Below are 12,591 nucleotides of genomic sequence, written 5' to 3'. Positions count from 1 at the left end.
ACGCCGGCTATACCTGTATCCGCTTGCCATCATAGATTTCTTTAAGAATGGCCTTTTTCAGTTTGGATAAATAGTCCTCAACTTCGAATTCACTTTCGATCCAGGCCTTGGAATAATTCACTTCGATTGTTTTGATGCCAACGACTTCCTTAGCCGAATTTTTCTTCTCCGGTTTCTTCCCACCGTCTTTTACTTCCCCTTTTCCAAAATCGCTGTCTTCCACATCATTGTCGTATTCGGTTTGGCCTGAATCAGATGGTTTGGGTTTCGGGGGTGTCGATTTCGGTTTACTGAGAGAACTCAATCTATTGAGGATTTTACTGTATTCTTCCTCTTCAAACATGCGAAGGGTGTCACTGATTACAGCAATCAAATCCTGATCCTGTATTTTATCAAGCTGGCTCTCAAACGGTTTTTTCAACTCATCCTTATGGTCAGAAGTTAATTTTTGAAAATCATCCATGCCGGTCATTTTACTCAACAATGCACTGATCTTGTCAGATGCATTCTGCTTGGTTGTTTTCAGTTTCTCATCAACTTTGCCGGAAACCGTTTCAATAAGTCTTTTCACCTCCTGCATCTTATTATTTTTATAGCAGGTGCTGTCCTTCAGGATTTCAAATATCCGGTCGGACTCATCTCCATCAATATAGAAAAAATTATGCTCCTGACGTTTTAAAAAACTTACCGCATCATCATAGATGGTTTTCAAAGAACCGTTCATGAATCTTTGAATGGGGTCAACAACCTCTTCTTTCAGATCCAGCAGGCTGTCTTCAATCTTATGCAGGTCAGTCAAAAAGAAAGTATAGGGTTTGCCTTTGAGTTCATTGAGTGTCTCAATGATTTTATCCAACTCAGCCAGGAATGGATACCTCGATTTATCTGCAACGAGGGCTGACAAGGTGTCAATCTTTTCTTTGATGGCTTCGGTTGTCTCTTTACCAAGGGCTTTGGCCTCTGCTGTAGATGTGGGGTGGTCAAAGAACTCTTCATAGAACTGTTTCAGGCCTCGGATCTGGCCGGCGGTGAAGTCACTTAAAGGCTCTACAACCAGATTTGAATGGCCATGGGTATTTAACAATGCTTTTTCAAGCTGGTCATCTTCCAGGATATTGCTGTCGGAATTCAACTCGACCTTTCCTGCTGCACAGAGTTTGGCCAGGATGCACAATATGGCTGCGTAGTACCAACCATATGATTTCTTCTCGAATCGTTCAATCAGGCTTTTAACCGTGGTTCTGATACCGTTGGTTTTATTGCCTTTAACAAATGAAAGCATCTCCTGTTCTGCTTCACTGAGAAGGGAAACGTCTCCACCAAAAAGGTTGCCGCCGTCCTTCAGGCATTTGGATACATAGCTCTCGGTATATGTAAAATCCTTGAGCATCTTCAGGTTGGGATAGGTTCTTATAATAAGGTCATGGAATCCCTTTATGACTCTTGCCTGGGGATCTGATCCTCCGATATCTACCAGACCGGCATTGATGAACATTTTTGATAACCCAAGAAGTTTTTCAATATGTTGTTTCAGATCCGTATACCGCTCCTGATTCTGATGGGTCTTGTCCGCCAATATCCTTTTAATGGATTCCTGCTGCGTGGTGGAGATGTTCTGCCGGATATATTTATTGGTCCTTTCATACATCAACAGATCCCGCATCATCCGTTCATCCGGCGGCATGATCACCAGAAGTTCATCCCTTCCTGCTGACTGCATGGTCAAGACCTGTTCATTATCGGCATGCTCGTTAAAAGGGCTGATAACATGGATGGTCAACTCATACTCCCGGCCAAACAGCTTGTCATCCAGTTTCCTGGAGAATGGATAGTCCTGTCCATTTTCGTCGTATCGTATTTTTCGCAGTTTTATGATGGTATCGAAGACTATCTTATACAGATTTTCATCAACGGCAGAGGTTTCGATATCGGTATTTTTAATTTCCTCTTCAACATCCTTTTCTTCGTCCGTAAGGAATTCGAATATTTCACCGTTTCTTTGAATGTATGTCTGCTGCTCAAGAAGGTTCAGGGCTTCGGTCAGGTCCTTATTCAGCTGATCCATGTTTTTGTTGAATTCATCCAGCATCAGCACCGAGAGGTTCCTCTTTGTTGCCTTGAATTCTTTAATATATTTTACAAGGAACAGGGCCTTGAGTACCTGCACGGCGAATTTATTGTCCAGGTGTCTTTCTGCAAGCTGGATGGATTTCTGGATCTGAGATTTCAATGCACTCCTGATCCCTTCAAACATCAGATCAAATGTGGCAAGCTGCCCGAGATCATGGTCTGAAATTTGAACTGCTACCTGCTGGAATACGCCCAGCATGGATCTTTCTCCAACAGACCTGTGCTTTCCTTCAAATGCATTGTGCATGGACAGATTCTGGATGGCAGCCTGGAACAGAATGAACTGGTACGGGATAAACGGATAGGTATGAATGAAGTGATCCTGATCTTTGAAATTTCGGTATAATTGTGAGCCGTCTGCAAAATCAAACAGGGTTTTAAAATTATTGACCTGGTCTTTGTAGACTTTGGACAGCTTGTTGATCCCGGTATCATTTTTCTGCAGTAACCGTTTCTGGATCACTTCGGCAACATCCGCACTGGTCAGCTTCATCCGGTTCTTGAATCTATCCTGAATTTTTGAAAAGTCATTGCTCTGCTGCTTGTTCATCTCACCGACAACCGTGTTCATATCCTCCTGGGCTGTCACAATGATCCAGACCCTGCCGCGGCTTTTAGTGGCAAGGCTTTCTGCAATAGTCTGAAGATTGGTCATCAGCTTGACATTATCCGCAACATATTGACCGACCTCATCAACAAAGAAATTTAACCGGAAGTCCTTTCCCTGGTTTTCAATATAGGTGTTAACCTGTTCTGCAAAATCTTCAATGGACAGACGGTAATCGCTTCTATATTTATCAAGAATGCCTGTAACCTGTTGGCCCGTGACGGTCTGGTATGCTTCATCAATATGGGATGCTACCCGTTTGGCCCTCATCCGACCCCATTCCCAGTCTTTTTTAGATGCTGCTTGAAACGCTTCCTTGAACTTGTCAAACAGGCTATCCTGATCAAGCTCCCTTTCAAACTGGGCGATATAAGCCTGCTTCCCGAAATATCCGCAGGACTCGTCAAATACTTTCACAAACACGGCGACCAGTGCATCGATCTGGGTTTTGCTGATCACATCGGCCTTCTGGTCTATGTTGAACAGGATACTTTGCGAAGGGATGTCAACCGCTCTTTTCAGATCCCCTTTGAGAAGTTCATTATCTCCGCACTTGGGAAGCATAATATCAAGGACTTTTGCCCCCTCAACTTCACGGTTCTCCATCAAAAGGGCCAGTATCTTCAAAAGATGAGATTTACCAGATCCGAAAAAGCCGGAGATCCATACGCCATTAGCACCGTCATAGTTGTTATAGGCATCCAGAAAGTTTTCCAGACGCTTTTCAACTTCATTGGTCAGCACATATTCTTCAGCTTCAAGACGGAGGCCGGCGTCATCATCAGCTTTGATGACACCCTCTATGGATCGGTCTACCGGTTTTTCAAATATGGTTTTCATAAGTCTTTTCAGTTCCTTAAATTAAATCTCACAGTGGTATATATTGAATGCTCTATAGTATTTGTCATCATGCAGCCTGCCGAACAGATCCAGTGACGCACCGGACTCCAGAGAATGGGTATACTGTCCGGGAAAAAACATGACCATGGGGTGTTCTTTAGCGGTGCTCTGCAAATTGTTCAAAACATTATGGGACCGGATGTAGGGATAGACTTCCCCGACACCGGCCATGAAAATAACATCATGGTCTTCTTCGGTGATCCTGTTGGCAATGGCAGGTACTAAAACCGTTTCGATATCCAGAATGGACTGGAGTTCCTCTTTCAACTCTTCTTTGGTCATCTTGGGTTCTTCTTCCAGATACCAGTCCCAGTCATCATTTTCTTTTAAAATTTCAACGGATATATCATACAGGTTGATCTCCAGAACCTGGATGCCGGTTTGAGTCAATTTGTTTTTTAACTGTTTTTGCATCCGTTCCATTTCTATTGCCTCAGATGGCCGGTATGGACAAATAAAAAAAGGAACTTCATTTCCAAGTCCCTGTTTTTTTAAGAACCGTTCACTGCTGATCAGCTTATACAGATGATCGAACCTTTCCGGTATGGGTTGAGTTTCAGTATCCACAGTCATTTTATCCACTCCTTAAAATCTGTATCTGAGACCGGCAGTACCATGTATATCCCTGACTCGTCTGATTTCTTCGGGATCAAAGCTTTTGCAACTCTCTTAGTCAATATGGCAGGCAATATGATGTTGGCTTCTGATGTAATTTCGGCTTCTCTGAGTATTCTGAACAAAACTTGTTTGAGCTTCTTTTTTGTTGAATCCTTTAGTCTTTCCAGTTCTTCATGCCATTCGGCCTTGGTGTCAAAGAAGATGGTGTAGTTCTCTTCGGATAGAGAATAGTCCATGAGTAAAAACTTTTCCCGGATGACTTCAACGGCAAAATCACGGATAAAGCTATACCGCTTACAGACAGCCACCCACAGGATCTGGAGTTGTTCCTGCCTTGACCCGTCCTGAATTATTTTTAATTGTTCTATAGAAAGAAGTTTAAGCCTGGATAGAACTTCACGACAGACCCTTTCCAAGGCGGTGCTGGTCCTGGACTGAAAAAGATTGGTTTTAAAGATTTCTTCCCTGACTTTTGTCCAGTCTTGATTTTTTACGTATAGATCTGCGGCTATGACGGTTTCCTGATAAAACAGTCCCCCGACTGTAAATGACATTCGATATTTAGGTAATGGCCCGTTTTTATTATGTAACTCCATTACTGGAAATTTTTGTTTTCCTTTTCATAAGTTTTCAAAGCGAATGATTCTTACGGTCGTCTTGACTGGCCCGGGCGTCCTGTCCGCATATACACAAGTATGGTAAAGATGCGGGCAGGACGCCCGCGCTCCCAGCTTAAGTTATTTCGGATTCGTTCCCTAAGGCTGCAGTTCTTCCTTGAGCATACAACAGGCGATTTTATAGCGGGGAAATCCATTATCATCGTAGGACAGATTCCCCGGTTGTATTAATTTGTTCATGACACACCCTTCGGGAATCTGCAAAGAGAAAAAATTAGTTTCATTGATTTTTGGACGGGGGGTAAGCACATTGTCTATTATCTCATAGGAATGAAAAGGAAAATCTTCGCATAACGGACATTGATATACCCGTCCGTTGGGAAAGATAAAATAGTTATTCGCTACATTGGCCGCACATTCAAAGGGGTCTTCATGGGTGAGGAACACCTTGGGGTAGGTAACGATAATTCCCTGTTCTGCAATCTGTTCGGCGGTTTTGGGGATAATATCCTGCCAGATTGATTTTGATACCTGGTGTTTGGCATCGGTGATTTCCGATTCGCCCCTGAGCCCCACGACCTGGATAAAAAAACGGGAAATCCCAAGATCTTTTACCAATTCAGGCAGTTTTGACACCTCATGAATATTCTTTTCAGAGACCGTATAGATCATTGAGCAGGAAAACCCTTTTTTCACGGCATTGCCTATACCGGACATGACAGCATCGAAACATCCCTCTCCCCGGATCGCATCATTGATTCCTTTGCTGACACCGTCCAGTGAAAATGAAAAAAAGTCAATCTGATCGGGTGTGATATTGTCCAGGATATTGTGAAACAGAAAACCGTTGGTATCAATGGTGATGGATTTGAATCCCATGGATCCGGCCATGGATACGGCCGAAGCAAGATCCGGATGAAGGGTGGGTTCACCCCCTAAAAAAATAAGGTTGGTATCCTTTGCCTTTGAAGCAAATATACCAAGCCACTCCCGGATCGTCTCCAGGGAAAGGGTGTTGCTGCCGTGCTGGTCCCGGTTGATATAGCAGTGGGCACAGCGTAGATTGCAACGTGTCAGTATATGAAAAAAAAGATTGGTACTCTGTCTTGAAAATGCAACGGTTTGTTTTTTCACTTTTATTGTCTATTTTAGCTGATGGTTTATAAAATAAGCGCCAAAGGCGCTTCGTCTTCTTGTCTCTTGTTTCCAGTTTCTTGACACCTGTTACCCCATACACTGCTTGGTAAAATTAGGATCAAAGGGCACGGGATAGCTTCCGTCAAAACAGGCCTTGCAGAAATTGGCTTCGGGCTCATTCACCCCGGAGGCTTCCAGCATGCCTTCAATGGACAGGTAATGCAGGGAATCCAGTCCAAGGTATTCGGTGAGTTCATCTAAAGGTATCCGGGCCGCAATCAACTCTCCCTTGGATGAAAAATCAATGCCGTAGTAACAGGGGAATTTATGGGGCGGGCAGGAGACCCGCATGTGTATTTTTCCGGCGCCCAGCTCCTTCAGGGCTTTCACACGAGTTTTGGCCGTGGTGCCCCGGATAATTGAATCTTCGATAATGATAATATCTTTGCCTTTTATCAGTTCCCGTACCGGATTCAGCTTCACCCGCACGGCAAAATCCCGCATGGACTGGGTGGGCTGAATAAAACTCCTTCCCACATAATGATTGCGTATCATGCCCATTTCAAAGGGGATACCGGATTCTGCGGCATAGCCTATGGCCGCATAGTTGCCGGAGTCGGGAAAGGGCATGACCAGATCCGCATCTACAGGGGATTCCTGGGCCAGGCGCCTGCCATGTGCCTTTCTCATTTCATAGACGTTTTTGCCGTCAATTGTGGAGTCGGGCCGGGCAAAATAGATATATTCAAATATGCACAACGATTTTTTGGCAGACGCATTGGGGTGTTTGATACTCCTGATACCGTCTTCATTGATAATGACGATTTCACCGGGATCCAGTTCCCGGATGAATTCGGCCTGGACCAGGTCAAAGGCACAGGTTTCAGATGCCAATACATAGTGGCCGTTTAATTTTCCAAGGGCCAGGGGGCGGAATCCGTTGGGGTCTTTCATGCCGATGATTTCACCCTTACAGGTGAGCAGAACCATGGAATAGGCCCCTTCGACCTTTGAGGCCGCCTTTAAGATAGCGGATTCATAATCGCCCTTTATCAGATTTTTAATAAACAGATGCAAAAACACTTCCGAATCCATGGTGGTCTGGAAGATGGAGCCCTTTTCTTCAAGTTCTTCCCGGATGATGTGGGCATTGACCAGATTACCGTTGTGGGCCAGGGCATAGGAGCGGTGCCGGTGGTTGACCACAAAAGGCTGGGCATTGGCCAGAACGGAATCACCCGTGGTGGAATAACGGACATGACCGATGGCGGATCCGCCTTCAATACGGTCAAGGTCTTCCATATTGAAAATTTCCGGTACAAGCCCCATGCCTGTATGGGAGAAAATTTTGTCGTTGATCCCCCGGTTCACGGAGATGCCCGCGCTTTCCTGGCCCCTGTGTTGGAGTGCATAAAGTCCGAAATAGGTAATTTTGGCCGCTTCCGGGTGTTTATAAAGGCCAAAGACGCCACATTCATCTTTGGGGCGTTCGCTTGGCGTAAAAATGGGGCAAGGGCTGTCTGGTTGGGTGGTATTCATTTCTGGGGTTTCCAATATTTAATTCTCTTTGTGATAATCCTGGATGGGCTTAACCGTCAGCTTCTCTTTTTTCATGGCCTGGATGGCCAGGCTGATGGCCCGGGCCCCGTCCGTGGTGGTGGCATAGGGTATTTTATATTTAATGGCAGCCCTGCGAATTTTATATCCGTCTCGTTGGGTCTGGCTGGACGCGCCGGTGTTTAAAATAAGCTGGATTTCACCGTTTTTTACGGCATCCACCACATGGGGCCGGCCCGCAGATACTTTTTTCACCAATGTGGATGGAATGTTGTTTTCTTCCAGGAATGTGACGGTTCCCCGGGTGGCCATGATGGTGAATCCCATGTCATGGAAACGTTGGGCCACAGGCAGTGCCGCCTTTTTATCCTTGTCCTGGACAGAGATAAATACGGTGCCGTCCTTGGGCAGTTTCTGTCCGGCAGCAAACTGGGATTTGGCCACAGCGGCACCAAGATCCTTGTCAATACCCATGACTTCCCCCGTGGATTTCATCTCCGGCCCAAGGACAGGGTCCACGTTTTCAAAGCGGTCAAAGGGCATTACCGCTTCCTTGACACAATAATAGGACGGAATGATTTCCTTTGTCACGCCAAGTTCTTTCAGGGTTTTGCCCAGCATGACCTTGGTGGCCAGTTTGGCCAGCGGTACGCCGATGGCCTTGGAGACAAAGGGAATGGTCCGGGATGCCCTGGGATTAACCTCAATAATATAGACCGTGTCATTCATGATCCCGAACTGGATATTCATTAACCCCTTGACATTCAGTTCTTTGGCAATGGCTTTGGCTGCATCCGACATTTGCCTGATATGGTGTTCATCAATGGAATAGGGCGGCAATACACAGGCGGAATCACCGGAATGAATACCGGCCTCTTCAATATGCTCCATCATACCGCCGATGATGGTATCTTCACCATCGGAAATGGCGTCCACATCCAGCTCAAACGCTTCTTCCAGGAACTTGTCAATGAGTACAGGTTTGTCCGGTGAGGCCTGGACCGCCAGATCAAAATATTCTTCCAGGTCTTTTTCATCATAGACAATTTTCATGGCCCGGCCGCCCAGCACAAAAGAGGGACGCACCATGACCGGATATCCGATATCCCTTGCTACGCTCACGGCTTCTCCATAGGAATATGCAATACCGTTATCCGGCTGGCGCAGGTTCAGTTTTTTAAGCATGGCCGCAAACAGATCCCGGTCCTCAGCCCGGTCAATGCTTTCCGGACTTGTACCGATGATGGGAACCCCTGCTTTTTGAAGGTCCGTGGCCAGGTTCAACGGGGTCTGGCCGCCGAACTGGACAATCACGCCAAAGGGCTTTTCCTTTTCAACGATGTGGAGCACATCTTCCCTGGTCAGCGGTTCAAAGTAGAGCTTGTCCGATGTGTCATAGTCCGTGGAGACGGTTTCCGGGTTGGAGTTGACCATGATGGACTCCACCCCTTCTTCCCTTAACGCAAAGGAGGCATGCACACAGCAGTAGTCAAATTCAATGCCCTGACCGATGCGGTTGGGGCCGCCGCCCAGGATGATGACCTTTTTTCTGTTCGCCACCCGGGCCTCGCATTCGCTTTCATAGGTGGAGTAATAGTAAGGGGTAACCGCCCTGAATTCCGCGGCACAGGTATCCACCAGTTTATACACCGGAACAATACCCAGGGCTTTTCGCTTCTGTTCGATCTGCTTGTCTGTGAGTCCCCCGGACAGATAGGCCAGTTGCATGTCCGAGAACCCGTATTTTTTTGCCTTTTCAAACAGATCCTTCGGCAGGTTCATGCCGGCCAGCTTCAACTGCTTTTCAAGGTCCACGATCTGTTTCATCTGATACAGAAACCAGGGATCAATGGCTGTCAGTTCATGGATCATGGTGATGGGCATGCCGTGTTCAATGGCGTATTTGATGTAAAAAATCCGCTGGGAATTGGGGGTCGATAATTTGTATTCCAGATCCGTACCTGCCACAGATCCGGGCGCCGGGTCTTTTCCGTCGGCACCAAAACCGGCCCGGCCGATTTCAAGGGAGCGCAGACCCTTTTGAAGGGCTTCTTTAAATGTTCTGCCGATGGACATGGTTTCACCCACGGATTTCATGGCCGTGGTGAGAATGTCGTCGGTTTCGGGAAATTTTTCAAAGGTCCAGCGCGGAATTTTCACCACGCAGTAATCAATGGAGGGTTCAAAACAGGCCATGGTTTCGCCGGTGATATCATTGGGGATTTCATCCAGGGTATACCCGACTGCAAGCTTGGCGGCAATTTTGGCAATGGGAAAGCCCGTGGCCTTGGAGGCCAGGGCGGAAGACCGGGACACCCGGGGGTTCATTTCAACCACGATAATATCCCCGTTTTCCGGGTTCACGGCAAACTGCACATTGGAGCCGCCCGTGTCCACGCCGATTTCCCTGATGATGGCAATGGAGGCATCCCGCAGGGCCTGGTATTCTTTGTCCGACAGGGTCTGGGCCGGGGCCACGGTAATGGAATCCCCCGTGTGAATCCCCATGGCGTCAACGTTTTCAATGGAGCAGATGATCACCACGTTGTCCGCATGGTCCCGCATCACCTCAAGCTCAAATTCCTTCCATCCCAGAACAGATTCTTCAAGCATCACCTGGGTGATCAGGGAGGCGTCAAGGCCGGCCTTGGCAAGATCGGCCAGCTCTTCCATATTGTAGGCCACACCACCGCCGGTTCCCCCAAGGGTAAAGCTTGGCCGGACAATAATGGGAAATCCGATGCGCCGGGCCGTCTCTTCAACCTCCTGCATGTTGGTGGCAAAGCCGGATTTGGGAATTCTCAAACCGATCTTATTCATGGCATCCCGGAACAGTTCCCGGTCTTCGGCCTTGTTGATGGCGTCAATGGAGGCACCGATCAGTTCAATATTATAGCGTTCAAATATCCCTGTTTTGGCTGCGTCAATGGTGGTGTTAAGCGCCGTCTGGCCCCCAAGGGTGGGCAGCACGGCATCGGGACGCTCAATTTCAATCACCTTGCACAGGGTTTCAGGCGTTACCGGTTCAACATATACCCGGTCCGCGGTTTCAGGATCGGTCATGATGGTGGCCGGATTGGAGTTGATCAGGACAACTTCAAACCCTTCTTCCTTCAAGGCTTTGCAGGCCTGGGTGCCGGAATAGTCAAACTCGCAGGCCTGGCTGATGATGATCGGGCCGGCACCAATGATCAGAATTTTATGGATGTCGTTACGCTTTGGCATGTTCCATCACTTTTGCAAACTGGTTAAAAAGATAGGCCGCATCATGGGGACCTGGGGAGGCTTCGGGGTGGTACTGAACTGCAAACGCCCGGATGGTATCGTTCTTAAGCCCTTCCAGGGAGTCTTCGTTCAGGTTGATGTGGGTCAGGTGACACTTGCTTTTATCAAGGGTATTCAGATCCACTGCAAATCCGTGGTTCTGGGAGGTAATCTCCACCTTTCCGGTATCTATATTTTTTACCGGCTGATTGCCGCCCCTGTGGCCGAATTTAATTTTCATGGTTTTACCGCCCATGGCAAGGCCTAAAAGCTGCATACCAAGGCATATACCGAAAATCGGAAAATTATCAAGAAGCTCGCGTATGGTTTCCACAATATAGGTCAAGGGTTCCGGGTCGCCGGGGCCGTTGGAGAGGAAAATACCGTCCGGGTTCAGGCGTTTTATGGTCTGGACATCGGTTTTTGCCGGAACCACCAGCACCTCGCACCCCGCGTTTTCAAGGCAGCGGATGATATTGTATTTTATACCGAAATCCAGGGCCACCACAGAATGTTTTTTACCTTTATGGCGCCAGATAAAGGGATCTTCAAGGCTTTTGGCATCCACATAATCCGGTTGGTTGTATTTCCAGAAATAGGGTTTTCTGGTTGTGACATATTGCACCAGGTCCGACCCTTGCATGGCAGGGATCTGTCCGGCCCGTGCCACAAGGGATTCAGGGTCCAGGTCCGTGGTGGAGATCATGGCCCGCATGGCACCGGATTTCCGGATATGCCGGGTCAGGGCCCGGGTATCAAGGTCTTCAATACCCAGAATATGGGATTTTATCAGATAGTCGGCAAGGGTTCCCTTTGACCTGAAATTGCTTGGAAACTCCTGGTATTCTTTGACAATGAAGGCTGCCACATGAATACGGTCTGATTCAACATCTTCCGGACACACGCCGTAGTTGCCTATGAGCGGGTAGGTCATGGTGACCATCTGCCCGTAATAGGACGGATCAGTCAAAATTTCCTGGTATCCGGTCATACTGGTGTTGAACACCACCTCTCCCCGGGCTTCCCCCGGCCCTGTAAAACTTCTGCAGGAAAAGGTTCTTCCATCTTCCAGGGCTAACAATGCTTTCATATAAATAATACCTGTCCCTTAAATATTTATGGTAAAAAGCGTTCCGCAATTTATTTGGAACCTGTTTAAATATCATGAAAAAGCTTTAATGTTCAAGTCCCGGATGATTTAATCTTTTGAAGTTGCTTTACTTCCATCTTTAGTCTTGATACGGAATTCCAGAATCTTAAACAATTTTTAGATTATTAATTCCAAGGGGTTCGATTATTTTAGGTTCTAAACCCTCAAATTTCATTTTAAATTTTATTTGTTACTTAATTTTCTAACAATACCTTCGCCAAATTGATTGACCTATATGAATAAAATGATCACATTCTCTGATAAAATAATATTTGAGCAAACATCAACCATAGTCAGAGGGGTAGTCATCATGGGAATTAGTACTTTATTTTCAGTGATAAAACCAGTTTTAAACAACACTTTGATGAATCAGCTAATAATCATAACTGAAGCACTTTTTACTATGAAGGGTAGAGTTACAATGTTAGGCATAAGCCGTTGGAGTGGCAAAGGCGGCAGTTATCGTACTATTCAACGTTTTTTTCATAGTGTAATTCCCTGGCCTTCTCTTCAATGGGCATTAGTTCAAAATCATTTATTGGATTCGGATGACGTTATTTTGTTTGCTGGAGATGAAAGTACAGTAACAAAATCCGGTAAGATGACCTATG

At 46.6% G+C, this 12,591-nt stretch carries 8 protein-coding genes; 1 reads left to right on the top strand and 7 read right to left on the bottom strand.

Annotated features, from left to right (window positions below; genetic code table 11):
- Positions 1–7: 7 nt before the first annotated feature.
- The 7 genes from brxC to carA form a co-directional block, all read right to left on the bottom strand.
- The gene (gene brxC, locus HXW94_RS01255; RefSeq protein ID WP_178365089.1) at positions 8–3,577 is read right to left on the bottom strand and encodes a BREX system P-loop protein BrxC; all 3,570 of its coding nucleotides are present in this window, start codon (positions 3,575–3,577) and stop codon (positions 8–10) included.
- Between the two features lie 21 nt (positions 3,578–3,598).
- Entirely contained in the window at positions 3,599–4,210 is a 612-nt protein-coding gene (locus HXW94_RS01250; protein WP_178365088.1) for a DUF1788 domain-containing protein, read from the bottom strand.
- The gene (locus tag HXW94_RS01245) at positions 4,207–4,809 is read right to left on the bottom strand and encodes a DUF1819 family protein (protein WP_178365087.1); all 603 of its coding nucleotides are present in this window, start codon (positions 4,807–4,809) and stop codon (positions 4,207–4,209) included. Before HXW94_RS01245 ends, HXW94_RS01250 begins: the two co-directional genes overlap by 4 nt.
- Before the next feature lie 201 nt (positions 4,810–5,010).
- Positions 5,011–6,006 (bottom strand): radical SAM protein, encoded by a 996-nt coding sequence (locus HXW94_RS01240; RefSeq protein ID WP_178365086.1) that lies wholly within the window; start codon positions 6,004–6,006, stop codon positions 5,011–5,013.
- A gap of 90 nt (positions 6,007–6,096) precedes the next feature.
- Positions 6,097–7,548 carry an amidophosphoribosyltransferase gene (gene purF / locus HXW94_RS01235; protein ID WP_178365085.1) on the bottom strand — a complete coding sequence of 484 codons (1,452 nt, stop codon included), beginning with the start codon at positions 7,546–7,548 and terminating at the stop codon, positions 6,097–6,099.
- An 18-nt stretch (positions 7,549–7,566) separates the two neighbouring features.
- On the bottom strand, positions 7,567–10,791 hold the full coding sequence (carB, locus tag HXW94_RS01230) for a carbamoyl-phosphate synthase large subunit (protein ID WP_178365084.1): 3,225 nt from the start codon (positions 10,789–10,791) through the stop codon (positions 7,567–7,569).
- Entirely contained in the window at positions 10,778–11,920 is a 1,143-nt protein-coding gene (gene carA, locus HXW94_RS01225; RefSeq protein WP_178365083.1) for a glutamine-hydrolyzing carbamoyl-phosphate synthase small subunit, read from the bottom strand. The genes carB and carA overlap by 14 nt, the downstream gene beginning before the upstream one ends.
- Positions 11,921–12,290: 370 nt before the next feature.
- On the opposite strand from carA, the gene HXW94_RS01220 reads away from it, so the two are divergent.
- A partial coding sequence (locus HXW94_RS01220; RefSeq protein ID WP_218576519.1) for a transposase occupies positions 12,291–12,591 on the top strand: 301 nt, incomplete at its 3' end.

This window comes from Desulfobacter latus (assembly GCF_013389365.1).
Classification (GTDB): Bacteria; Desulfobacterota; Desulfobacteria; order Desulfobacterales; family Desulfobacteraceae; genus Desulfobacter; species Desulfobacter latus.
This window is presented reverse-complemented; position numbering and strand designations above follow the sequence as displayed.